Here is a 22,675-nt window from a genome sequence, read left to right as displayed (position 1 = left end):
TTTATTCCTGTATCGATACTGCTTTATGGTGCGATTATCCCGCGTCGCCCCGGCATCAAAGCCTGGAAAACACGGGATATTTGTTGTTACCTCTGCCGTTTACGCCTTATTGCCGTCGTCAGGCGAAAATGTCCACGGCGTTGTTACCCGAGGCAAGGCGCTGCACGCTGGCAGGAACGGCAAGGGCTTCAGCCTCGCCGCCCAGAGAAGGGAAGCTGCCCGCGGAGCGCTGCGACTGCTGTTGCTGCTGGCCCGACTGCTGCTGTTGCTGAGCAAAACTTTCGCTGCTGATATTGCTCTGGCCGAGCTGAATGCCGCTTTCCGCAAGGGCCGTGCGTAACGCAGGAAGCGTCGCTTCGAGCGCTGCGCGCACGTGGCTGTGCGGGGAGGTCATCTGCAGCTGGGCCTGGTTATCGTCAAGCTTGAGGCTTATCTGGATTTGACCTAAGTCTTCCGGATGCAGGCGCAGCTCGGCGCTTTGCTGGCCCTGACGGGTGAACAGCGTCACGTGCTGGCTCACCGCCTGTTGCCACTCCTGGCTTCCCAGCTGGGCGCTAATCTGCGGCGCAACCGGCGTGGCGATATGCGTACTCACCGGCGTGCTGACCGTTGCGCTGCTGATGGTCGGCGTACTGACCGTCGGCGTGGTGTTATTGCTGATAGCGCTGTCGCGACTCTCTTTATCAACGGCGACGACCGGGAGCGTGCTGTCATCTGCTACCTGATTTGCCCCGGGTGCAACGGATTTCGCGGCGAAAGTGGTGTCGGCTGGCTGGTTTTTGCCGGCAGCGCTCAGGCCGTCATCGGCGCGGGCTGCCGTCGTTTTTTGCTGCGCGCCGCCCGCCAGCAGCGCGCTCAGCGGTGAAGCCTCGTCACTATCTTTACTGGCCGTCGAGGTCAGCGTTGCAGCAGGCGTCGCGGCATTCTGCTGTGGCAGCATGGCGAAGAGGGCGCTCAGCGCCTGCATATCAGCGGTGCTCAGATCGCGCGTGCTCTCCTGCGCTGTAGCGGCCTGCTCGGTTTTATCCGCGCCTGTGGCTTTACCCACATTTGCCAGCAGGGCGGAAAGCGCTTCAGGCTTGTCCATATCGAGCTTGTTGAGCAAATCTGCGAGAGTCGTTTTGCCCGCGGCGGCGTCCTGTGCATTAAGATCCCGGCCGGTGGCTTTGTTCAGCGCGGCGCTCAGCGACAGCGTTTCGCCGCCCTCAGGCGAGGCGAGGCCCGGTAGCGCCTTGCTGAATAAATCGAGAAAACCGTCGCTCAGACCTTTCTCGCCCGTGGCCGTGGCGGTCAGGCCGCTGTCGGCGTCGGCGGTCGTGTTTAACAGGGGCAGTTTGATCATTCGCCTTTCCTCATTGTCGCCCGCTGGGCATATTCATCCATCTGTTTCTGATCGAGCCGGTTTTCAGCAAGCAGCCTCTCGGTGGCTTTACGTTCCCGCAGGGTTTGCCAGGCCTGCAATCTTTTCTGTTTTTCCTGCCAGAAGTTCAGCGCCTGGTCGACCTTACTGGTCCAGGCGCTGAGCTGCTGACGGTGCTGATCTATGGCTTTTTCGAGCGTCTGGATAAACTGCTGATAGTTTTGCCAGCGGGTGCTTGCAATCCCCTGGCTCATGCTGGTGTTCAGGTTAGTACTGTACTCAAACTGATAGTTAATCAGCATGTTGAGCTGCTCTTCCGCCTGTTGAAACCCTTTACGCATTTCGCCTAATCGTAGCGCCGCGTTCTCCACCTCTTTCTCGGCGAGTTCGTGCAGCGTTTCCAGTGCAGTGCTTTGGCCCATAGTTACCTCTCATCAAACCGTCGGGAAGATAAGTTCCAGCGCCGCGCAGGCGTCTTCCCAGCCGCTGCGTTCAAAAATCCCCTGCTGCAAAAAGGCTTCCAGATGCGGCCAGAGCACGATGGCTTTATCGAGCATCGGGTCGCTGCCTTTGGCATAGGCGCCAACGCTTACCAGGTCGCGGTTGCGCTGGAAGCTGGATAGCAACTGTTTGAAATTGCGCACCTGCGCATAGTGCCGATCGGTTATCAGCGAGGTCATGGCGCGGCTAATCGACGCTTCGATATCAATCGCCGGGTAGTGCCCCGCCTCGGCGAGACGACGCGAGAGCACAATGTGCCCGTCCAGAATGGCGCGCGCTGAATCCGCGATCGGGTCCTGCTGGTCGTCCCCTTCGGTCAGCACGGTATAAAACGCGGTAATCGATCCACCGCCATGAATACCGTTACCGGCACGTTCCACCAGCGCCGGCAGCTTGGCGAAGACGGAAGGCGGATAGCCTTTGGTTGCCGGTGGCTCACCGATCGCCAGCGCGATTTCACGCTGCGCCATGGCATAGCGGGTAAGGGAGTCCATAATCAGCAACACGTGCTGGCCACGATCGCGGAAGTCCTCGGCGATGCGCGTGGCATAGGCGGCACCCTGCATGCGCAGCAACGGTGAAACATCCGCAGGCGCGGCGACCACCACCGAACGCGCGCGGCCTTCAGGGCCGAGAATGTTCTCGATAAAATCTTTTACTTCACGGCCGCGTTCGCCAATCAGCCCGACGACAATCACGTCGGCCTGGGTGTAACGCGCCATCATGCCCAACAGCACGCTTTTACCGACGCCGGAACCCGCGAAAAGACCCATACGCTGCCCGCGTCCGACGGTGAGCAGGGCGTTGACAGGGCGCACGCCGACGTCAAGCACGTGCTCAATAGGAGTACGCTGCAGCGGGTTAAACGGAGCGGCGCCCAGCGCGCCGAAGGTGGCGGTTTCTGGCGCGGGCAGGCTGTCCAGTGGACGCCCGCTGCCATCCAGCACGCGGCCAAGCAGCGCCGGGCCGAGCGGCAGCTGTTTGCCGCCGTGCGAGCCGTCTTCGCCTGAGATGCGCGCGTAAACCCGCGCGCCAGGCAAAATTCCTTCCACTTCTTCAAGCGGCATCAGAAACAGTTTCTGGCCGTTAAAGCCAACGACTTCGGCTTCCACTTCACGGCTGTGTTGCTCGATGATGCAGGTTGCGCCAAGGGGAAGCTGTAAACCGGTCGCTTCCAGCACCAGGCCCGTGGCGCGGGTCAGGCGGCCGTAGCGGCGCACGGCTGGTAATTTCGCCATGCGCTCTTCAAAGCTGTCCAGCGTGTTAAGCCAACGCGTTAGCCGGGCGGTCATTACAGGACTCCCGGCGCGGCAAGACGGCAGAGTTCCTGCCAGCGCGTTGCGACGCTGGCGTCCAGATCGCCCTCGTCGGCGGAGACTTTACAGCCGCCCTGATGCAGGCTCGGATCGCCGCGTAAACGCCAGCCGTGCAGGCTTAACGTCGCGCCCAGCATATCTTCCACGCGCTGTAGATCGTCCGGATGAACGCGCAGCTGCGGCTTGCCGCTGAACAACGGCTCCTGCTGCAACAGTCCCTGGATTTGTTTAATGAGCGCGGCGTTATCGATGCCCTGGGTATGGCCGATGACCTGACGAGCCGCCTCCAGCGCCATCTGCATCAGGCGCGAGGCGATAACGCTGTCGAGCGCATCAAGCGTATGCTGAAACTCGCTGACAAGCTGCTGCATGCGGGCGTGAACGGGAGCCTGCTGCTGTTGCGCCTCGTTGAGACCCTGTTCGATACCCTGCTGAAAGCCAGCCTTGCGGCCTGCTTCAACGCCTTCGGCATGTCCCGCAGCGTAACCGTCCCGGTGGCCCTGCTCATGCGCCTGCATCTGCAGCAGCGCCAGCTGCTGCTGCAAATCCGGCTCGCTTTCTGCGGCAGGTTCTTCTGAGGAAACCTCCTGCGGCATCAGGCTTTCAAACACCGGGCTGGACGTGGGCGCCAGATCGTCCGGCGTCCAGATCTTCCAGGGCAGCGACTCAGACATAGGTATCCTCGCTGGTGCCAATTACCATCTCGCCGGTTTCGGCCAGGCGACGAACAATAAGCAGGATGGCTTTCTGTTCGTTCTCCACCTGGGAGAGACGAACCGGGCCGCGGTTGGAGAGGTCGTCGCGCAGAATATCGGCCGCACGCTGCGACATATTGCGCAGGAACTTCTCGCGCAGCGGCTGTTCGGCGCCTTTGAGGGCGACCAGCAGCGATTCGGATTCCACTTCCTGCAGCAGGCGCTGGATGCTGCGATCGTCCACTTCGACGAGGTTTTCGAACAGGAACATCTCGTCGATAATTTTCTGCGCCAGTTCGCCGTCGAAGTCGCGAACCGCGGTAATAACCGCTTCTTCCTGCTGCGTTTTCATCAGGTTGATGATTTCCGCAGCCGTTCTCACGCCGCCCATCTTGCTGCGCTTGAGGTTCTGGCCGTCGAGCAGGTTGTTGAGCACTTCGGTCAATTCTGCCAGCGCCGCCGGCTGCACGCCGCCAAAGGTGGCGATACGCAGCATGACGTCGTGGCGCAGGCGCTCGTCGAACAGCGCCAGAATATCGGCGGCCTGAGCGCGCTTGAGGTGCACAAGGATGGTGGCGATGATCTGCGGGTGCTCGTCGCGAATAAGATCCGCCGCGCTCTGCGGTTCCATAAAGTTGAGCGTTTCCATGCCCGAGGTGGTTTCGCGCGTTTCGAGAATATCTTCCAGCAGGCTTGAGGCGCGCTCTTCGCCCAGCGCTTTGACCAGCACCGAACGCAGATAATCGTTGGCGTTAACGCTAAGGGCCGCGAACTGCTCCGCTTCCTGCTCAAACTCCGCCAGCACGTCGGTCAACTGCTTATTGGAGATCTGGCGAATGTTCGCCATTGCCGCGCTCACGTGCTGCACTTCCCGCGGGCTGAGATGCTTGAATACTTCAGCCGCGCGGTCTTCGCCAATAGTCATCAACAGAATGGCGCTCTTTTCGGTGCCGGTAATACTCATAGTTCGTTACTCATCCATTGGCGGATAACCAGCGCAACGACGCGCGGATCGTTATCAGACATATCGCGGATACGCTGGCTCATCACTTCGGCGCTCAGGCGCTGGTTAGCTTTACGCTGTTGCTGCTGTTCGTCTTTGCTCAGGCGAACGGAGACGGCTTCATCTTCTTCTTCGCGCTGGCGTTGGACTTCAACCTGGGCTTTCAGAATTTCATTTTTGCGCTGCAGCTGCGGACGGATAGCTTTACGCCACAGCAGCCAGGCGACAATCAGCACCACTAACCAACGGCCCGCCCAGAGCAGCAGATCGAAGAACGATTGCTGCTGCCAGAACGGCAGTTCGCCACTGGTTTCTTCGCTTGTGGTAAACGGCGAGTTCACGACGTTGAGCGTATCGCCACGCTTCTCTGAATAGCCCATCGCTTCACGAGTCAGGTCTTCGATTTGCTTGAGCTGATCGTTGGTCAGCGGCAGCGGCTTGCCGTCGGCCAGCTGACGATAATTCACCACTACGGCAACGGACAGGCGCTGGATATCGCCCACGTTAAGCTTGGTATGGCGAATGGTGCGGTCCACTTCGTAGTTGGTGGTCTCGTCGCGCTGGGTGTTGCTGGAGCCGGTTTGTGCGGAGGTCGAGGTAGACTGCGTCTGCCCGGCGTTCGCCTGGTTTGCCTGATTCGGCTGCGCAGGCGTGGTAACAGGCGCGCTGTTTGGCGGCGCAGGCTGGTTAGACAGCGCGCCCGGCACGCCGCCCGGGCTGCGGCCGTTAACCTGCTCACTCTGATTTATCTGGCGTGAACGAATCGCGGACTGCGACGGATCGGTATTCGGATGATACTGCTCTTCGGTTTGTTCTTTATTGGCGAAATCGATCTGCGCGGTAACCTGGGCATGCACGTTGCCGTTGCCGACGATAGGGCCAAGGATGGACTCGATACGGCGCTGATAGCGGCTCTCCACGTCGGCGGAGTATTTAAGCTGCGCGTCGTTCAAATCGCGCCCGGCGGTATTGGACTGCGTCAGTAAATGCCCGCCCTGATCCACAAGCGTAACGTTGCCCGGCGGCAGTCCCGCTACGGCGCTGGAAACCATATGCACAACCGCGCTTACCTGTCCTTCGTCGATCGCACGACCTGGCTGCAGGTTCAGCGTGACGGAGGCGGACGGGGATTTTTGTTCACGGACGAATAAAGAAGGTTTTGGCATGGCGAGGTGCACACGAGCACTTTTCACCGGACCGAGCGTTTCGATGGTGCGCGCAAGTTCACCTTCGAGCGCACGCTGGTAGTTCACCTGCTCGCTGAACTGGCTGATGCCAAACTTTTCCTTGTCCAGCAGCTCAAAGCCTACCGCTCCGCCTTTCGGCAACCCTTGCTGAGCGAGGCGCAAACGCAGGTCATAAACTTTATCAGCGGGGACTTCTATCGCGCTGCCGTTATCGGAGTAACGATAGGGAATGTTCATCTGCGTCAGCTGGGTGACGATCGCGCCCCCGTCCTGATCGGCCAGGTTGCTGTACAGCACCTTATAGTCAGGCTGTTTAGCCCATAACGTTAAGGCCACAATAACAGCGATAGCCGCAGCGCCCGCGATGATTAAAGGAATTTTAGGATTTGCGCGGATACGGGTGAGCCATTCCTGAGTTTTATTCGGCGATGTTTGTGCCTGGGCCGCAGCGGTCATTGCGCACCTCGCGGCTTAGCATAGAGAGAATAATTCGTATAAAGAGTGAACAAGAAGAGCTCCCGGGTCGACAAACACGACAAAAGTTCCAGATAGATGGCGCAGTCATTATTTTCTTTTCAGGAATTTTCGATGGCCGAATTAGCTCTATTTTTTGCACCTATTTAACGCCTTTATCCTATTGACAAGGTGATAATCTTGCCGCGTTCAATAAAACCGGGGCAGGAAAATGGCAATTCAGGGGATTGAAGGGGTTATTCAGCAGCTGCAGGCTACCGCGCTTTCCGCGGGCAACCAGGTGCAGAATAACGATCCTAAGGTAAGCTTTGCTGGCGAACTACAGTCGGCGTTAGGCCGCATCAGCGATACGCAGAACGCCGCGCGTACTCAGGCAGAAAAATTCGCCCTCGGCACGCCGGGCGTGGCGTTAAACGATGTGATGGTCGATCTGCAAAAATCTTCCGTTTCCTTGCAGATGGGGATTCAGGTGCGTAACAAGCTGGTTTCCGCCTATCAGGACATCATGAACATGCAGGTTTAGCGGTATAAGCTCTTTGATAAACAACTATCAGATAGCTTATGCACGGGAGCGGGCAGGGCGGCGTAACGGGCTTTGTTAGCCAGGAAGGAGAGAATCTGTCATAAACAGATCCCAACCGGTTACCGCATTCCAGTATTGCTTCTCTCGCTCCAGATCCAGAAGAACAAGCGCGTTTTCGCTAAACCAGTCCTCAGGGAAGCGCAGCGTCCAGTGGTTATAATCCGTTTCCAGAATCAGCGACGCGGGCGTGGTCGTCGCCTGGCGCTGATTATTGAGCAAGCTGCCCAGGCGAAGAAGCTGGATAAGCGGTAAAAGCTGCTTTTTCTTATACAGCGTAAAATCCGGGATTTCTTCGAGCTTAAGCGTCTTGCGATGGAAGCGAACCAGCGTTGCCATGGCCTGTTGCTGTTCCTGATTAAATCCCGGCAGGTTGCTGTTATGCAGAATATAGGCCGAATGGCGATGGCAGCCGCTGTGGTTAATGTTCAGCCCTACCTCATGCAGCAGCGCGCTCCAGCGTAACAGGTCGGCTAAGCGGGTAGAGGCATATTTGGGGTTTTGCTGCTGCCATTGCTGATACAGACTCAGGCTTGTGTTTACCACCCTCGTGGCCTGGTCGCGGTCAACGTTGTACTGCCTGGCCAGGCTTTCGGCGGTACGGCTGCGAATATCCCTGTGCCGGAAACGGCCCTCCATTTCATACAGCACGCCTTCGCGCAGGGCGCAATCAGAATAGCGTAACGCCTTAATAGACAGCGCGGTAAAAACGCCGATTAGGATAGCCAGACCGGGAATAAAAACGGGAACACGATCTTCGCTGAGGCCGGGCAGGCTGAGGCTGCTAACCTTTTTATATTCCAGCACCTTATCGCGCAGCATATGCAGGCGCGGCAAAGTAATGATGCCCTCTTTTTCGCCCATCGCCATTAGCACTTCGTGAATAGCTTTAATGCTGCCGGAGGTGCCCAGGGCCACGTCCCAGCCGTGAGTACGATACTGCGGGGCCAGGCTCTCAAGCTTTTGCAGCGCCGCAATGCAGGCCCGGTTAAATTGCGCAGCGCTGATTTCCCCGTCGGAGAAAAACGTTTTCGCAAAACTGACGCATCCCATGCGGCGGCTTTCCACAAGCGTGGGTTCAAAATTCTCGCCAATCACCATTTCCGTGGAGCCGCCGCCAATGTCAACCACCAGCTTACGGCCTCTTTCGGGCTGCGTATGCTCAACGCCCATAAAAATGAGGCGGGCTTCTTCCTGGCCGGAAATAATCTCAATAGGGTAAGGAATAACTTTGCTGGCGCGTTTTAAAAAATCAAGCGCGTTAACGGCCTGGCGCAAAGTATGGGTGCCGACGATGCGAATATTGGCCGCAGTAAATCCCTGCAGGCGCCCGGCAAATAGGGCCAGACAGGAGAGGCCGCGCTCCATGGCTTCATCAGACAGGTGGTTAATTTCATCCAGCCCGTCGGCCAAATGGATGCGCTGTTTTATCCGCCCAATAGGCTGTAAGGCACCGTCGACGACGCGAGCGATGACCATATGGAAGCTGTTAGATCCCAGGTCGATTGCCGCATATTCAGTTGGCAGGGATGTTTTCATTTTTATTGGCATATTTTATTCCGCTTGTTCTGATGATTTGATGTAATCATAAATCGCCAGCTGCGCACGAACTTTGCGGCGATTGCCTCGTGGGACATAGTGGTTATGCTGTTCTTTATCAATGGTGCGGGCCTTTACCGTGTCGCTAAATAATATGTCGATAATATCCAGCATATATTTTTTCAGACGCGGGTCCAGCAGCGGTGCGGCAACTTCAATGCGGAAATCAATATTACGGGTCATCCAGTCTGCGGAGGATATCCAGATATTGTCATCGCCAGCGTTTTTAAAAATGTAGATGCGGTCATGTTCCAGAAAACGGTCGACGATGCTGATTATATGAATATTATCGCTTATTCCCGGCTGCTGAGGGATAAGCGAGCACATGCCGCGCACCAGAATATTAACGGGCACGCCGCCCTGAGAGGCGGCGTAAAGCCGCTCGATTAAACCAGCGTCAACCAGGTTATTTAATTTAAGCGTAATGCCGCAGACTAAGCCCTTTTGCACATTCGCGATTTCCCGATCGATTGCTTTATATAATAGCTGGCGTGAATTTTGTGGTGAAACCATCAGGTAATTGAAACGTACCGGGCGGTAAGGGTTTTCAATAAAGTTAAAGACCTCCCGCACTTCATTGGTGATGCGTTCATCAGCGGTTAACAAGGAATAGTCGGTATATATTCTGGCCGTCTTTTCATTAAAGTTACCGGTGCCAATATGGGCGTAACGCACAATCTTTCCGTCTTCAAGCCGTGAAATTAAAAATAATTTTGAGTGAATTTTCAGCCCCGGCACGGAGAAAATAACGTGCACGCCGGCTTCCGTCAGGCGCTTTGCCCAGTGAATATTAGCTTCTTCATCAAAACGCGCCTGCAGTTCCACCACCACAGAGACTTTTTTGCCGTTGTGCGCCGCGTGGATCATGGCATCGATAATGCGCGAGTTTTTGGCAACCCGGTAAATGTTGATGCGAATGGACAGCACGCTTGGGTCAAATGAGGCCTGGCGCAAAAGTTCCAGAACGTGCTCAAAGGTATGGTAAGGGTAATAAAGCAGGATGTCCCGCGCGCGAATAGCTTCGAAACCATTACGGAATTTATCAAACCCGGTGTGCCTTATGCTAGGTAAAGGCTTGTTGACCAGCGCGCTGCGGCCTACGCCTGGGAAGCTGATAAAATCTTTAAAGTTATGGTAGCGCCCGCCCGGAATAATAGAGTCATAGTGGGAGATAGAAAGCGCTTTACACAGCATATCGACCATCGCCTCCGGCATATCGCGCTGATATACAAAACGCACCGGCTCTGCGGTTAACCTTTGTTTTAAGCTTGAGGACATTAACTCCAGCAGGCTGGATTCCATCTCCTGGATAAGATCATACTCTGCATCACGGGTCATCTTCATGGAATACGCGTTAAGGCTGTCGTATTCAAAAAAACCGTCAAAAATAGTGGCTAAACAAAACCGTAAGACGTTATCAAAGAGGATTATCGGCTTTATGCGTCGTGGTTTTTCCGGCGGCAGGTTAATAAAACGGGGGATTTTGTCCGATGGAATTTCCAGCAGCGAGTAGGTGATGTTTTCACCATTAATTATTTCAACCACCAGGTAGGTATAATCATCCTTCATAAACTGCACCAGATCGGTGTCCTGGTTAATGATGGTCGGCGTAATATACCTTCGCAGATCTCTTTCAAAGTAATTGTTTAGCCATACCTGCTGATGCGCTGAAAGCTGTCTTTCATTAATTAAAAATATTTGCTTGCGGGCCAGCTCAAATAATATTTCATTGTAGAGCGTGTCAAAGTCGTTGCCGGTCTGGAGTACCTGATCCTGTATCTTTTTTAAAAGATTACGGGACGATGAGTCAGAAAGCTGCTCTTCCTTTATGAGTATGCGGCGCTTTAATTCTGCGACCCGTACCTTATAGAATTCATCAAGGTTGCTGGAATAAATGCCCAGGAAACGCATGCGTTCAATCAGCGGGTTGCTTTTGTCCGCCGCTTCCTGCAGTACACGAGCATTAAAGGACAGCCAGCTTAACTCTTTTTCAATATACCTACTTTCCTGGGTCATTAGGGCGTCCCCTGCTGGTGTAACAACCTTGTGTAGCGTGTTTTTTTGTAATGTCATATAATTTCGGAAGGCAATTAATTATTCAACGTGGTAGCGAGACTGTATTCGCTAATGTCATTTGTGGTAGTAAGGTTTAATGCTAATCACGCACCAGTTTACATATTATTTATGACATTTTTGTTTCGTTTGCATTTCACTTTTATTTCAATTTAAGAGCGTTAAATACATCTGGATTTTACTATTTTCGCATTGTATATTTCCTGCAAATTAATAAAAGGGGTTAATTATGACTACCGTTTCTCTTAATACCAGAATAACGCCAGAACTAAAGTCCACCCTGCAACAGTACGCTGAAGCCAATAGCCTGACAATCAGCGCGGCAACCGAAAGCCTGCTGCTCGCAGCGCTTGCGTCGGCCGGAAAGTCCGATGCGCTCTCTGCCAAAGCCATTGATAGCCAGAATACTAAGGAAGAGACGCAGCCGCTCAGCGCAAAAGAGATCAACATGCTGCGCAAACTGTTGAAACGAAAAAAATGAAACAGCACCCTGAAGCCGTCGCTACTTCTTATGAAGAAGCCTGTGAGCTGCTGCGTGCCGGTTATGTGAAATCGGTTCGTCTGGCGTGGAATATTGGTGCGGACGAGTTTTTTAGCCTGGCGGAAGGATGGTGCGACGCCGGTGCGAAGATCAAAAGAGAAGATAATTTCTTTATTATTTCTATAAAAGGTTTTCCGATCCCGCGGCTAGATTAGCCTTACCCTGCCGTGAAGAGCGCATAAGCGATCTTATGGGCTTCCCTTATTATGCTTGCGAGATGCAATCAGCGTCTTAGTCATCCCCCTCAACCGGGAAGCCTGCCCGGCGGATAGCCTCTTTGCTGTCGTTAACGCCGTTGCTGTAGGCCGCGTCGATTTCGCAGACCGGGCTTGAACTGCACGGCGGAAGACGGACTGGCGTGGATAACTGTTTCTCTAAGGCTTCGATTTTTTGCCGCGCCAGCAGTAATTCGCCTAAAGCCTCGTCACACTGGGCAAGATACGCTCCAGATGATGTTCCGCGCCGTTGATGCGCATCTTGTTTGAGCCAGAGTCGAATTTTTTCCAGCTGGTCATTGCTCAGCTTGTTCATAAGGACTCCTGGTCTGAGGGTAGCTAAGCGCAGGCTTTTTTACGGCAAAAACCTGCGGGCGAACCCGCAGGATCGAAGCCAGCTAGCGCTGAATTAAGTAGCGAATCGTTGGGCCATCCTGCTGAATATCCAGCACGGTGTAACCGTGATTTTTCGCATCCAGCGGAATGTTATTAATCGACTGCGGGCAGTCGCTAACCACCTCCAGAATCTGCCCCTTCTTCAGCTGCGGCATGGCTTCAAGCGTGGCGACCGCCGGGTAAGGGCAGGGCTCCCCAACCATATCCAGACGGAAATCCGGCACGATATTCTGACTCATACGTTCTCCTCAATGACGCGGTCAGACGCGTTGCTTTTGCGTCTGAAAAAGCGCTTTTCCCAACCGACCAGCAGCGCGAAGGCGGCCAGCAGCAGCAGATAAGTGACCAGCAATCCGCCCAGCGGGCCAAAAGTATTTAACAGGTTAATTTTATCCCAGCCGGTGGCGAGCGCAGGGGAGAGATCGTCCCAGTAATAAGCAAGAATAGTAGAGCCGATCACGTTCCCCAGCCCCACCCACCAGTAGTGTACCTGGCCTTCAACGGCGCGGTACATCCAGCCGGTCTCGCAGCCGCCCGCCAGCACAATGCCAAACCCAAACAGCAGGCCGCCCAGTACCGCATTCGGACCGGCCCACATGATTTTTGCCTCCACGCCGAGCTGCACATAGCTGAAGATGCCGATGGCGCTTACCGCCATGCCGAGAATAATAGCTTTGGCCATGTGCGTGCGGCCGGTTATCCACATATCGCGAAAAGCCGAGGTAAAGCAGATTTGCGCGCGTTCAATCAGCAGGCCGAAGCCCACGCCAAACAGCATCGCCAGCCCGAGTTTGGGCTGGTTCATGGCAGTCAGTCCGGCCCAGCCCAGCATGCCGACAAACACCAGCATTCCGATACGGAAACGGCGCTTTGCCTGCTGAGGCTTCTGCGTTAATGGCGAGGCGGCGGAGACTTTCTGCAGCTTAACCGGAATGCGGAACATCGGTAACAGCGTGAAGCGTGCGCCAAACCATGAACCCAGCGCCGTTGCCAGCGCAAAAAACCAGGCATGGAGCGAGAACTGAGGAATGCCGGTGAAAAACGCCGCCAGGTTGCAGCCCATCGCCAGACGCGCGCCGAACCCGGCGATGATTCCCCCCGCGACCGCCTGAATGATGCGGATGCGGTGCTGCGGCAGGCGCAGCTTAACGTTGTTGGCCCACAGCGCTGCGGCAAAGCAGCCGCCAAACATGCCGATAATCATCATGCCGTCGATACGCGTCAGCGGGTTGCCGTCCAGATGAATGAGTTTGTAATAGCCCCACTCTTCGGCGTGCACGCCCATAAGCTGCAGCAGCTGTCCGCCCCAGCGGGTAAATTCCCCCGTCACGGCCCAGAAAGTGCCGGTAATGCCGAAATAGTAGGTAGAAAGAATGCCGGCCGCGATAACCGCAGGCATCGGCGCCCAGAATTTTATGAGGTACTGCTGTTTAAAATGATGCCAGGACATGTGCCGCCTCTGAACTCAGAAGGAGGTGAAAGAAGGCGGCTATTAAATCATTTTTTTCAGCGCCGCCAAGCGACTGCGCCAGCACTTTGGAAAAACTTCATTTTTTAATGATTTTCGTCAAACAAGCAGGCGCATGGGTTAGCCATTACGGAGTACGGCGGGCGGCCATTATTGTTGCTGTTTCCTTTGCAACACTGGCGGGCTAAATGCTTTAATGCCAAAATTATTTTTTCTCCGCAGTCAGGATAGACGATGAAGAAGGTTGCAGTTTTAGCGGCGTTGCTGGCCCTGAGTGGTTGTGTGCAGGTTGATAATTATCGTGAAGTGGTCAAGGCTCCGGCCCCCGCCGGGCTTGCGGGTTACTGGCAGTCCGAAGGGCCGCAAAGCGAGATGGTGAGTCCGCAAGCCGTTGCGACGCTGGTGGTCACGCCCGAAGGGGATACGCTGGATTGCCGCCAGTGGCAGCGCGTCATTGCTCTGCCGGGTAAACTGATGCTGCGCTCTGATTCGCTCTATAACGTCACAGCGAAGCGTGAAGTTTATGACGTTGAGCTTGAGGGAGACACGCTGGAATATGCCGGCATGACGCTCAAACGCGTGGATCGTCCGACCCTGGAGTGCGCTGATTACCTCGAAAAACATCCGCTCGCCACACCGCTTCGCTAACGCTTTGTTTCCCCTGCGCCGCTATTTCGCTCAGGGGAAATGGTCCACGCTTCCCCGCAGCCTATGACTTTCGCTTGCGCCGTAACGCCAGCAGAGGGTTAACGGTAATGCCGTGAATTATTACGCTTGCCACTACCAGCGTCAGCGCGCAGTCCATCATATAGTTAGCCTGGTCGCCGCGCATGCCGTGTGTCCAGGCATAGGCGATATAGTTCAGGCTTCCTATGCCGCGTATACCCAGCCAGCCAATAGTCATTCGCTGATAGCCGGAGGTCGAAACGCCCCATGTCACCGCGTAAACCGCCAGCGGGCGAACGATGATAAAGAGTAGCGCCGCGATAAGCAGCCCATCGGGCTGCCAGTGCTGGGCAAGGGTGATGCCCAGAATAATGATCAGCACGGCGGCGAAAAGGCGCTCGACGGTATCGCCGAAAGAGAGGGCGTCGCCAATCACCAGCCCCATCGCTTTGACGCGGGTTGTTTCTGCAAACTCGTGTCTTTGATGCGGATTCACCATGATTTCAGCCGGCAGCGCGGTACCGTCTTCTTCTTCGCGTTCGTCCGGGAAATATCGCTGAACTTTAATCTCCGCGCTCCTTAACCCGACTCCCGCAGCAAAAGCGGCGAGGAAGCCTGAAGCGCCAAGCGAAAGCGCAATGGCGTAGCTAAGCGCTATCAGCGCCAGCGCGATAAAATCGCTTGGCGCAAACTCGCGCTGGGTATAGCGAAAATGCGTAGCCAGCAGCCCAATGGCATACCCCAGCATGTAGCCGATGAAGACGCCTGCCACCAGCGCCCATATCACCTCTACCGTAAACCAGTGGGTAAGGGCGGAGGTGGTTATGCCGTCATCGCTGCTGAAAAGCATCAGCGCCAGTATCAGCAGGGGCAGGGCGGTTCCGTCATTCATCCCCGCTTCGGTGGAAAGCGACAGGCGCAGGCTGTCGTCGTCGCGTGCGTCGTTAATGGCAATCAGGCTGGCCAGTACCGGGTCGGTCGGCGCGACGATCGCCGCGAAGGCGAGGGAAATGGGCCAGCTCATTCCCAGAAGGTAATGCGCGGCAAGCATAATGCTGCCCACGGTCAGCAACATGGCGGGGCCGGCCAGCAGCACGCCCATTTTCCAGCCGGCCGATCTGAAAGGTATGCGGATCTTCAGACCGGTCATAAACAGCGAAGCCGCCATCGCCACTTCGGAAACGTGGGCGATGATGGTGGAATATTTGACGATATCAATATTGAGCAGGTTCAGAACCCAGGGGCCGCAGACAATACCCACCAGCAGATAAAGACCAAAAAGAGGAACGACGCTGCGGCTGATCCAGCCATAGCTTAATGACATCACTAACAGCAAAGCACCGGATGCGGCGGTCCAGGTTACAAAATTCATCGACAGGTTTCTCGCTAACTACTTTTCAGTAGCCAAAAGGCTTTCTTCATGAAGTTAAGCTTAGGTTAAATTTTGCGGCTTCGTCGCGGCTGGCGCAATGGCCCTCTCCGGGAAGGAGAGGACCCGCCCTTACAGCACGTCTGCCAGCACCCACACGCTCACGCTTCCGCCGTTGCAGGTAAATGTTGCGCTGCCTTTTTCATCAGTGGTCAGGGTTTCTTCCCTGTTGCTCAGGTAGTCCCGCCAGCTTTTGCCGCCGTAATTTTCGCCAAGCTCAATGGTTTTTTCGCCTTCATCGCCATTAGAGAGGACGACCACGCAGCCTGGATAATCTTCGGTGCCGCTGCGGCTGAACGCAATGCAGTTAGGATGATCGAACCAGAGCGTTTGCACGCCGTGAGCGAAGCGCTCGCGGGCGTGAATCAGATCCTCAAGCTGCTCTACTATCGGCATATCAATATGATACGTCTCGCCGTCGCCGCCTTCATCGTCATAGCTGGCGCCGAAAAGATCGGGATAAAAGACGGAAGGGACGCCGTTCTCGCGCAATAAAATTAAAGCGTAGGCAAGGGGTTTGAACCAGGATTCGACGGGAGCCTCAAGCGCCTGCAGCGGCTGGGTATCGTGATTGGCTACCAGCGTCACCGCATGGAACGGATCGGCCTCCACCAGCGTGCCGGCGAAGATTTGACTCATATCGTAATCGCGGCCCTGCTGTGAGGCCTGGTGGAAGTTCATCTGCAGCGGGGCGTCAAACAGCATCGTTTTGCCTTCTACCTGCGCAATGTACTCCTGAAGCTTATCAACGCTATGTGACCAGTATTCCGCCACGATAAACAAGGGCGTTTCAGCCACTTCCTGCACGTGCTCTATCCATTCTTTATAGAACCAGGCGGGGATATGTTTGACGGCATCTAAGCGAAAACCGTCGCAGCCGGTTTCCTGCATCACCCAGCGCGCCCAGTATTTGATCTCTTCCGTCACCGCGTGGTTGCGGAAGTCGATATTATTCCCCATCAGATAATCGAAGTTTCCAAGCTCGTCATTCACCTGCTCGTTCCAGCCCTCGCCGGTATAATCATTGATGATTTTAAAGATGCCCTCTTCGTCGGGGTTTTCGATATGGTCCACGCCGCTAAAGCACTTGTAGTCCCAGATGAAGCGGGAATATTTGCCGTTGCGGGCAGGGAAGGTGTAGCGCGTCCAGGCCTCGCACTCGATGATTTCATCGTCGATGTCATTGCGGTTGTCCGCATTGACGCGGTTAACGCGAATACGCTCTTTCTCATCCGCGCCCATTTTGTGGTTCACCACAACATCCAGCAACACCGCAATGTTGTTATCTTTAAGCGCTTTGACGGCGGCCAGAAGCTGCGTTTTATCGCCGTATTTGGTGGCGACGCTGCCTTTTTGATCGAATTCCCCGAGATCGAACAGATCGTAAACGTCGTAGCCTACGGAGTAGCCGCCGGAGCTGCCTTTGTAAGCCGGAGGCAGCCAGACCATATTGATGCCGATTTTATTGAGATTAGGCGCCAGCGCCTCAACTTCAGACCACAGTTCACCGCCGCCGGGTGAGTACCAGTGAAAGCATTGCAACAACGTTGGGTTACGCATATTCAGGTTCCATGAGACAGGGATCTCAATTATGGATGATATGCTTAAAAATGCCCGGTGCGAAAAAGCTCCATCTTTGCCGCACCTTGGGGAGTCAGGGGAGGGTATCCAGTTTGTCCTGCGGCGCCAGGATGTGACCACCCTGTTTGCCGTAGGCGGTTAACACCGATTTTTGTATGGAGGATTGCCCAACCAGTTTGGCAAGCTCGGCCATACGCGCCTGCAGCAGGCGCTTAACTTCGCTTTCATTGTCGAGGATAGCGCGCAGCACGGGGCGAAGCTGCTCCTGCGTTTGCGCTGAGGGCTGAATATCCTGCATGAATTGAGTCAGTTTATGCACCGCATTAACGTAATCCATTTCACTGGCGATTAATTCGTCCCATAATCCTTCGCGGGCGAGGTGCAGCATCCTCTTACTTTTTTCCAGTAATTGCTGATAGAGGGTATACAGTTGCGGTGCGTGGCTCATTAGATTGCGTCCCGAGTGTGATTAGGCGCCTGAGCGACCTCTTTCCAGGCATCGGCAATGTTTCTCAGCAGGTTCTCGACCTCTTCGATCGCGCTGGCATCATTACGTAGATTGGCCTGGAGAAGACGACGCACCATATAAGCATAAAGCGCGAGCAGATTCTGAGTCAGCTCATCGCCGCTCTCTTCATCGATCCCGTTTTTCAGCCCGTTCTCAATGATGTTTATGGCTTTAGAGAGCGAAAGCCCTTTCCCTTCCAGATTGCCGTCCTGCAAAAAAAGACGGGCGCGTACTAACGCGCTGAGTGCGCCATCAAACAACATGGTAACCAGTTGCTGCTGGCTGGCGCTCATGACTGCGCTTTCAACCCCGATTTTTGCGTAGGCCTGCGTGCCTTTTGCGCCGTACATGTCTTCTCCTGAATTAATTATTTGCTGGTGCTGGTCGTATCGAACTGCTGCGTCAGATAGCTGCTGGTGGAGTTCAGCGAGTTCATCAGCACGTCCAGCTGGGTAAATTGCGCTTTATAACGAGCCATCAATGTGTCGATGCGGTCGCTGGCGGTGTTGTACTGCTCGGTCAGGTTGTTCAGGGTTTTACTCACGCCGTCTTTCGCCGACTGGATAATCCCGGTGGTGGAGAGCCAACTGGTCAGTTTACTGCTGATGGTAGTCGTGATGCCGGTAACTTTACCGTCGCCGACGATCATATCCTTGACCCCGGAAGCATCTTTTTTCAGCGCCGCTGCCAGCTTGTCGTCATCTACTTCTAACTTCCCGGTGCTCGCATCCGAGGTGACGCCAATCTGCGCCAGCGTCTTGAATGAAGAATTGCCCGACATATTAGTCAGCAAGCCTTTCAGCTGCGTCTGGATAGTACGCAGGGTAGTGTCGCCAAGTAACGCGCCGTTGCTGGAGTCCTGGCTGTCTGCGCCGGCATCGACGGCGGTGTATTTGGTTAAGCTGCTGAAGGTGTCCTGCAGCGAGTTATAGGCCTCGACCCAGGCTTTGACAGCGCTTTCAGCTTTCGAGGTATCTTTGGTAATGGTCAGCGTCTGGTTGCCGGTAGTGACATCGTTCAGATTAAGGGTGATGTCTTCCAGCGCATCGCTGATGCTGTTGCTGCTGTTTTCGATATCAACGTTATTAACTTTTAGTTTGGCATTCTGCGCCGTGACGCTCTCTTCCATGCCATTAGCGGCATCGGTGCTGGTGCCGTTATAGCCCATAAAGGCCTGCAGGGCGCTGTCGCTGTCGTCGCTGAAGCTCAGGGACATAGCGTTGTCGCTGCCGGTGTCGTCCGAGGTGACGGACAGACGGTATTCGCCGTTTCCAACGTTGATAATACTGGCGCTGACGCCGGCCTTGGCATTATTGATGGCGTCGCGAATACCGTTCAGCGAAGAGTTGGCCGCGCTGATATCAATGGTCACCGGTTTTTTATCGCCGCCCTGCTGGATAGTCAGCACGCTGTCGCCGGTAGCGATGGCCGTTTTGCTGTCGGCCTGGCTATTTTTGGTGGTCAGCGTCTGCGCCTGCGCCAGCTGAGAGACGCTAATCGTATATTTCCCGGCAATCGCGCTGCCGGTAGTGGTGGCGCTGAATGCCGTGCTGCTGCTGGTCGTTGACGTGGCGGTAAATAAGTCGGCTTTATTCAGTGCGGTATTGGCGGTCTGGAAGGTTTCCAGCGCGCTTTTCAACGTGCCGTAGGCGCTCAGTTTGGCGGTATAAGACGACTGCTGGGTCGAAATCGGCTTTAGAGAGGATTTTTCCGCCGCCTCCAGGCTATCCAGAATGCTGCTTAAATCCAGGCCCGATCCGACTCCCAGCGTTGAAATACTTGCCATATAAATTCCTTATTGTATCGACGCGTAAAATGAATACCGGGATTATCGGCCTGAATAACGCAAAGTTTACGGTTAATTTCTTTTTTTTAATGGCGGGAATAGCGGCAGGGGGAAAGAGTATTTCTGCCGCTAAAAATTATTCGGGGCGGCGAAAAAAATGCTAAAGGTTGTTGGGGACCAGACGATAACAGGTTTAACGGCGACGAAGCCGAGGGGTGGAAGCCCAATCACGTAAACCGTAGATTTGAACACAGGAAACTAAATCATGGCCCAAGTCATTAATACCAACAGCCTCTCGCTGATCACTCAGAACAACATCAACAAAAACCAGTCCGCGCTGTCGACCTCCATCGAGCGCCTCTCTTCCGGCCTGCGTATCAACAGCGCCAAAGATGACGCAGCGGGCCAGGCGATTGCTAACCGTTTCACCTCTAACATTAAAGGCCTGACTCAGGCTGCGCGTAACGCCAACGACGGTATCTCCCTGGCGCAGACCACCGAAGGCGCGCTGTCTGAAATCAACAACAACTTACAGCGTGTTCGTGAGCTGACCGTGCAGGCAACCACCGGCACTAACTCCGAGTCCGATCTGTCTTCTATCCAGGACGAAATCAAATCCCGCCTGTCTGAAATCGACCGCGTATCCGGCCAGACCCAGTTTAACGGCGTAAACGTGCTGGCAAAAAATGACAAAATGGATATTCAGGTGGGCGCTAACGATGGTCAGAAAATTACCATTGACCTGAAACAGATCGACTCTCACACTTTGGGCTTGGATGGTTTCAGCGTGAAAGGCAACGATGCTGTTAAAACCAGTGCAGCGATTACAACTATCGGTACCGGTACTACTAATACTGTAAACGTCGACTACAGCGCCACCAACACCTCTGCGATTACTGGTTTTGGCTCTGGTAGTATTACTGGCATCGTTAAAGACGATAATGACGACTATTATGCTGTTGTAACTGGCACAACCGGTGCTGCTGCTGATGGTTCTTATAAAGTAGATATCAACGCAACTACCGGTGCAGTTACGCTGGTTGACGGTACTTCGGACACTCCAGCTGGCTCACCTACTTCAGTGAATGCTATCACTACTACTACTGGTGCTACTAACGTTACTTGGGGTGCCGATACCGCTACTAGCGCTATCAAAACTGGCGCGAGTTTGGTTAAATTGCAGGATTCTCAAGGCAACGATACTGATACTTATGCTATCAAAGATGCTGACGGTAACCTTTACGCGGCAAATGTTTCAACTGGCGGCGAAGTTACCGTTAAAACTGCTGATTACACCGATGAGAAAGGTAATTCTGTAACTAACGCAGCGATTAAACTTGGTGGCGACGATGGTAAAACCCAGGTTGTTACTGTAGGTACTGGCTCTGCAGCGAAAACTTATGACGCAGACAAATTAAATGGCGGCAATCTGAAAACTGGTTTAACTAGTGGTGGTGAGACGCTGGCTGCAGTAGCTGATGGTAAAACTACAACTCCGCTGGCCGCACTGGACGATGCTATCGCTCAGGTTGATAAATTACGTTCTTCTCTGGGTGCCGTGCAGAACCGTCTGGATTCTGCGGTAACTAACCTGAACAACACCACCACCAACCTGTCTGAAGCGCAGTCCCGTATTCAGGACGCCGACTATGCGACCGAAGTGTCCAATATGTCTAAAGCGCAGATCATCCAGCAGGCCGGTAACTCCGTGCTGTCCAAAGCTAACCAGGTTCCACAGCAGGTTCTGTCTCTGCTGCAGGGCTAATCGCCTTTTACCTGACCAACCCCGCTCCGGCGGGGTTTTTTCTTTGTAATTTCACTTACTCACTAAATAACCCCCCCTTTCACCCACTATTCTTGCGATTAAAAGCCCTCCAGAAACGGATAATCATGCCGATAACTCAACTAACGCAGGGCTGTTTATCGTGGAATCACTGTATACCGCTGATGGTGTGATGGATAAACACTCGCTGTGGCAGCGTTATGTCCCGCTGGTGCGCCACGAAGCATTGCGCCTGCAGGTGCGATTGCCGGCGAGTGTGGAACTTGACGATCTGCTACAGGCGGGTGGCATCGGTTTGTTAAACGCAGTGGAACGTTACGATGCCCTGCAAGGAACGGCATTTACTACCTACGCGGTGCAGCGCATTCGCGGGGCGATGCTTGACGAGTTGCGCAGCCGTGACTGGGTGCCGCGCAGCGTCAGGCGTAACGCACGCGGCGTCGCGCAAGCGATTGGTCAACTGGAGCAAGAGCTGGGACGCAACGCCACCGAAACCGAGGTGGCCGCGAAGCTGGGTATCCCGCTCGACGAATATCGCCAGATGTTGCTCGATACGAACAACAGCCAGCTCTTCTCATATGACGAGTGGCGTGAAGAGCATGGCGACAGTATCGAACTGGTCACCGAGGAGCATCAGCAGGCGAATCCTCTGCAGCACCTGCTGGAGAGCAATTTACGCAGCCGTGTGATGGACGCGATTGAGGCGTTGCCGGAGCGCGAACAGCTGGTGTTGACGCTTTACTACCAGGAAGAGCTGAATCTCAAGGAGATTGGCGCCGTTCTGGAAGTGGGGGAATCTCGCGTGAGCCAGTTGCACAGCCAGGCCATTAAACGCTTACGCACTAAATTAGGTAAGTTGTAGGGAGTGCCGCACGATTATCTCACCACTGGAAATTATCATGACGGTGCAGCAACCAAAAAGACGGCCTCTAAGCCGCTACCTTAAAGATTTTAAACACACACAGACCCACTGCGCGCATTGCGGCAAGCTTTTGGATCGCATTACGCTTACCTGCCGTGGCGAAATCGTCAATAAAACGACCATCGCGCAGCTTGATACGCTCATTGATGACGCCGCCTGGCAGGTGGAAAAACAGGCGTGGACGGCGCTGTGCCGCTTCTGCGGCGACCTGCATTGCAAGGAGCAGGGCAACTACTTCGATATCATCGGCTTTAAGCAGTATCTCTTCGAGCAAACCGAGATGAGCCACGGCACCATTCGCGAGTACGTTGTCCGCCTGCGTCGGCTGGGCAATCACCTTTCAGAGCAGGCCGTTTCCGCGCCTTCTTTATTGCAAAGCCTTCATGACGACACGCTGGACGCCTTGCTTCCGCAAACCAGCACCAACAACTACCGTATCGCGCTGCGTAAATACTGGCAGTTTCAGATGCAGCTCACGGCTACGCCCTGCGTATACCAGGAAAATCATATAACTTCCGATATATATTAATATGGCATAAGTTGTAGCGGACTGGTTTTGACGCTAAAAACCAGCTCGCTACACTACAACAAA

23 protein-coding genes are annotated in these 22,675 nt (G+C 54.6%); 7 read left to right on the top strand and 16 right to left on the bottom strand.

Going from position 1 to position 22,675, the window contains the following annotated elements; genetic code table 11:
• Positions 1-118: 118 nt before the first annotated feature.
• From WLO31_RS12550 to fliF, 6 genes are read right to left on the bottom strand one after another with little or no spacing between them, the layout of a single operon-like run.
• On the bottom strand, positions 119-1,342 hold the full coding sequence (locus tag WLO31_RS12550; RefSeq protein ID WP_435926933.1) for a flagellar hook-length control protein FliK: 1,224 nt from the start codon (positions 1,340-1,342) through the stop codon (positions 119-121).
• The gene (gene fliJ, locus WLO31_RS12545; RefSeq protein ID WP_435926932.1) at positions 1,339-1,782 is read right to left on the bottom strand and encodes a flagellar export protein FliJ; all 444 of its coding nucleotides are present in this window, start codon (positions 1,780-1,782) and stop codon (positions 1,339-1,341) included. Before fliJ ends, WLO31_RS12550 begins: the two co-directional genes overlap by 4 nt.
• 12 nt (positions 1,783-1,794) lie before the next feature.
• Positions 1,795-3,153 (bottom strand): flagellar protein export ATPase FliI, encoded by a 1,359-nt coding sequence (gene fliI, locus WLO31_RS12540; protein ID WP_435926931.1) that lies wholly within the window; start codon positions 3,151-3,153, stop codon positions 1,795-1,797.
• Positions 3,153-3,851: a flagellar assembly protein FliH gene (fliH, locus tag WLO31_RS12535; RefSeq protein ID WP_435926929.1), complete on the bottom strand. Its 699-nt coding sequence runs from the start codon at positions 3,849-3,851 to the stop codon at positions 3,153-3,155. Before fliH ends, fliI begins: the two co-directional genes overlap by 1 nt.
• Positions 3,844-4,836: a flagellar motor switch protein FliG gene (gene fliG, locus WLO31_RS12530; protein WP_435926928.1), complete on the bottom strand. Its 993-nt coding sequence runs from the start codon at positions 4,834-4,836 to the stop codon at positions 3,844-3,846. Before fliG ends, fliH begins: the two co-directional genes overlap by 8 nt.
• On the bottom strand, positions 4,833-6,518 hold the full coding sequence (gene fliF, locus WLO31_RS12525) for a flagellar basal-body MS-ring/collar protein FliF (RefSeq protein ID WP_435926927.1): 1,686 nt from the start codon (positions 6,516-6,518) through the stop codon (positions 4,833-4,835). The genes fliG and fliF overlap by 4 nt, the downstream gene beginning before the upstream one ends.
• A gap of 229 nt (positions 6,519-6,747) precedes the next feature.
• Here fliF and fliE point away from each other — a divergent pair, with 229 nt between their 5' ends.
• The gene (gene fliE / locus WLO31_RS12520) at positions 6,748-7,059 is read left to right on the top strand and encodes a flagellar hook-basal body complex protein FliE (RefSeq protein WP_435926926.1); all 312 of its coding nucleotides are present in this window, start codon (positions 6,748-6,750) and stop codon (positions 7,057-7,059) included.
• A 75-nt stretch (positions 7,060-7,134) separates the two neighbouring features.
• Here the strand turns inward: fliE and ppx are convergent, their stop codons facing one another.
• The gene (gene ppx / locus WLO31_RS12515) at positions 7,135-8,667 is read right to left on the bottom strand and encodes an exopolyphosphatase (protein ID WP_435926925.1); all 1,533 of its coding nucleotides are present in this window, start codon (positions 8,665-8,667) and stop codon (positions 7,135-7,137) included.
• A gap of 3 nt (positions 8,668-8,670) precedes the next feature.
• Entirely contained in the window at positions 8,671-10,731 is a 2,061-nt protein-coding gene (ppk1, locus tag WLO31_RS12510) for a polyphosphate kinase 1 (RefSeq protein ID WP_435926924.1), read from the bottom strand.
• Positions 10,732-11,017: 286 nt separating this feature from the next.
• On the opposite strand from ppk1, the gene WLO31_RS12505 reads away from it, so the two are divergent.
• Positions 11,018-11,269, top strand: a complete 252-nt coding sequence (locus tag WLO31_RS12505; RefSeq protein ID WP_435926923.1) for a hypothetical protein — start codon at positions 11,018-11,020, stop codon at positions 11,267-11,269.
• Positions 11,266-11,484, top strand: a complete 219-nt coding sequence (locus tag WLO31_RS12500; protein ID WP_435926922.1) for a hypothetical protein — start codon at positions 11,266-11,268, stop codon at positions 11,482-11,484. The genes WLO31_RS12505 and WLO31_RS12500 overlap by 4 nt, the downstream gene beginning before the upstream one ends.
• A gap of 76 nt (positions 11,485-11,560) precedes the next feature.
• Here the strand turns inward: WLO31_RS12500 and WLO31_RS12495 are convergent, their stop codons facing one another.
• The 3 genes from WLO31_RS12495 to yedE form a co-directional block, all read right to left on the bottom strand.
• Positions 11,561-11,860, bottom strand: a complete 300-nt coding sequence (locus tag WLO31_RS12495) for a hypothetical protein (RefSeq protein ID WP_435926921.1) — start codon at positions 11,858-11,860, stop codon at positions 11,561-11,563.
• Between the two features lie 82 nt (positions 11,861-11,942).
• On the bottom strand, positions 11,943-12,179 hold the full coding sequence (gene yedF, locus WLO31_RS12490) for a sulfurtransferase-like selenium metabolism protein YedF (protein WP_271122996.1): 237 nt from the start codon (positions 12,177-12,179) through the stop codon (positions 11,943-11,945).
• Complete coding sequence (yedE, locus tag WLO31_RS12485) at positions 12,176-13,390, bottom strand: selenium metabolism membrane protein YedE/FdhT (protein ID WP_435926920.1); 1,215 nt, start codon at positions 13,388-13,390, stop codon at positions 12,176-12,178. The genes yedF and yedE overlap by 4 nt, the downstream gene beginning before the upstream one ends.
• Positions 13,391-13,642: 252 nt before the next feature.
• On the opposite strand from yedE, the gene yedD reads away from it, so the two are divergent.
• Entirely contained in the window at positions 13,643-14,056 is a 414-nt protein-coding gene (gene yedD, locus WLO31_RS12480) for a lipoprotein YedD (RefSeq protein WP_435926919.1), read from the top strand.
• A 61-nt stretch (positions 14,057-14,117) separates the two neighbouring features.
• Here the strand turns inward: yedD and WLO31_RS12475 are convergent, their stop codons facing one another.
• From WLO31_RS12475 to fliD, 5 genes are all read right to left on the bottom strand, one after another.
• The gene (locus WLO31_RS12475) at positions 14,118-15,446 is read right to left on the bottom strand and encodes a cation:proton antiporter (RefSeq protein ID WP_435926918.1); all 1,329 of its coding nucleotides are present in this window, start codon (positions 15,444-15,446) and stop codon (positions 14,118-14,120) included.
• Between the two features lie 129 nt (positions 15,447-15,575).
• Complete coding sequence (amyA, locus tag WLO31_RS12470; RefSeq protein ID WP_435926917.1) at positions 15,576-17,063, bottom strand: alpha-amylase; 1,488 nt, start codon at positions 17,061-17,063, stop codon at positions 15,576-15,578.
• Positions 17,064-17,157: 94 nt separating this feature from the next.
• Positions 17,158-17,532 (bottom strand): flagella biosynthesis regulatory protein FliT, encoded by a 375-nt coding sequence (gene fliT / locus WLO31_RS12465; RefSeq protein WP_435926916.1) that lies wholly within the window; start codon positions 17,530-17,532, stop codon positions 17,158-17,160.
• Entirely contained in the window at positions 17,532-17,942 is a 411-nt protein-coding gene (fliS, locus tag WLO31_RS12460) for a flagellar export chaperone FliS (RefSeq protein WP_435926915.1), read from the bottom strand. The genes fliT and fliS overlap by 1 nt, the downstream gene beginning before the upstream one ends.
• Before the next feature lie 17 nt (positions 17,943-17,959).
• Positions 17,960-19,378: a flagellar filament capping protein FliD gene (gene fliD, locus WLO31_RS12455; RefSeq protein WP_435926914.1), complete on the bottom strand. Its 1,419-nt coding sequence runs from the start codon at positions 19,376-19,378 to the stop codon at positions 17,960-17,962.
• A gap of 265 nt (positions 19,379-19,643) precedes the next feature.
• On the opposite strand from fliD, the gene WLO31_RS12450 reads away from it, so the two are divergent.
• The 3 genes from WLO31_RS12450 (at position 19,644) to fliZ (ending at position 22,612) form a co-directional block, all read left to right on the top strand.
• The gene (locus WLO31_RS12450) at positions 19,644-21,143 is read left to right on the top strand and encodes a flagellin (RefSeq protein WP_435926913.1); all 1,500 of its coding nucleotides are present in this window, start codon (positions 19,644-19,646) and stop codon (positions 21,141-21,143) included.
• Between the two features lie 160 nt (positions 21,144-21,303).
• Positions 21,304-22,023 carry an RNA polymerase sigma factor FliA gene (locus WLO31_RS12445; protein ID WP_435926912.1) on the top strand — a complete coding sequence of 240 codons (720 nt, stop codon included), beginning with the start codon at positions 21,304-21,306 and terminating at the stop codon, positions 22,021-22,023.
• 37 nt (positions 22,024-22,060) lie between these two features.
• Positions 22,061-22,612, top strand: a complete 552-nt coding sequence (gene fliZ, locus WLO31_RS12440) for a flagella biosynthesis regulatory protein FliZ (RefSeq protein ID WP_435926911.1) — start codon at positions 22,061-22,063, stop codon at positions 22,610-22,612.
• The last annotated feature ends 63 nt before the right edge of the window (positions 22,613-22,675 follow it).

It is taken from the genome of Dryocola sharpae (assembly GCF_051307055.1).
Taxonomy (GTDB): domain Bacteria; phylum Pseudomonadota; class Gammaproteobacteria; order Enterobacterales; family Enterobacteriaceae; genus Dryocola.
This window is presented reverse-complemented; position numbering and strand designations above follow the sequence as displayed.

Bases quoted from the DNA above. Each gene is read 5' to 3' on its own strand.
- fliF (WP_435926927.1), bottom strand. From the start codon at position 6,518: ATGACCGCTGCGGCCCAGGCACAAACATCGCCGAATAAAACTCAGGAA.
- fliH (WP_435926929.1), bottom strand. From the start codon at position 3,851: ATGTCTGAGTCGCTGCCCTGGAAGATCTGGACGCCGGACGATCTGGCG.
- WLO31_RS12500 (WP_435926922.1), top strand. From the start codon at position 11,266: ATGAAACAGCACCCTGAAGCCGTCGCTACTTCTTATGAAGAAGCCTGT.
- yedF (WP_271122996.1), bottom strand. From the start codon at position 12,179: ATGAGTCAGAATATCGTGCCGGATTTCCGTCTGGATATGGTTGGGGAG.
- fliT (WP_435926916.1), bottom strand. From the start codon at position 17,532: ATGAGCCACGCACCGCAACTGTATACCCTCTATCAGCAATTACTGGAA.
- yedE (WP_435926920.1), bottom strand. From the start codon at position 13,390: ATGTCCTGGCATCATTTTAAACAGCAGTACCTCATAAAATTCTGGGCG.
- fliJ (WP_435926932.1), bottom strand. From the start codon at position 1,782: ATGGGCCAAAGCACTGCACTGGAAACGCTGCACGAACTCGCCGAGAAA.
- fliS (WP_435926915.1), bottom strand. From the start codon at position 17,942: ATGTACGGCGCAAAAGGCACGCAGGCCTACGCAAAAATCGGGGTTGAA.
- amyA (WP_435926917.1), bottom strand. From the start codon at position 17,063: ATGCGTAACCCAACGTTGTTGCAATGCTTTCACTGGTACTCACCCGGC.
- WLO31_RS12450 (WP_435926913.1), top strand. From the start codon at position 19,644: ATGGCCCAAGTCATTAATACCAACAGCCTCTCGCTGATCACTCAGAAC.
- yedD (WP_435926919.1), top strand. From the start codon at position 13,643: ATGAAGAAGGTTGCAGTTTTAGCGGCGTTGCTGGCCCTGAGTGGTTGT.
- ppx (WP_435926925.1), bottom strand. From the start codon at position 8,667: ATGCCAATAAAAATGAAAACATCCCTGCCAACTGAATATGCGGCAATC.
- WLO31_RS12495 (WP_435926921.1), bottom strand. From the start codon at position 11,860: ATGAACAAGCTGAGCAATGACCAGCTGGAAAAAATTCGACTCTGGCTC.
- fliZ (WP_435926911.1), top strand. From the start codon at position 22,061: ATGACGGTGCAGCAACCAAAAAGACGGCCTCTAAGCCGCTACCTTAAA.
- fliI (WP_435926931.1), bottom strand. From the start codon at position 3,153: ATGACCGCCCGGCTAACGCGTTGGCTTAACACGCTGGACAGCTTTGAA.
- fliG (WP_435926928.1), bottom strand. From the start codon at position 4,836: ATGAGTATTACCGGCACCGAAAAGAGCGCCATTCTGTTGATGACTATT.
- WLO31_RS12505 (WP_435926923.1), top strand. From the start codon at position 11,018: ATGACTACCGTTTCTCTTAATACCAGAATAACGCCAGAACTAAAGTCC.
- ppk1 (WP_435926924.1), bottom strand. From the start codon at position 10,731: ATGACCCAGGAAAGTAGGTATATTGAAAAAGAGTTAAGCTGGCTGTCC.
- fliE (WP_435926926.1), top strand. From the start codon at position 6,748: ATGGCAATTCAGGGGATTGAAGGGGTTATTCAGCAGCTGCAGGCTACC.
- fliD (WP_435926914.1), bottom strand. From the start codon at position 19,378: ATGGCAAGTATTTCAACGCTGGGAGTCGGATCGGGCCTGGATTTAAGC.
- WLO31_RS12550 (WP_435926933.1), bottom strand. From the start codon at position 1,342: ATGATCAAACTGCCCCTGTTAAACACGACCGCCGACGCCGACAGCGGC.
- WLO31_RS12475 (WP_435926918.1), bottom strand. From the start codon at position 15,446: ATGAATTTTGTAACCTGGACCGCCGCATCCGGTGCTTTGCTGTTAGTG.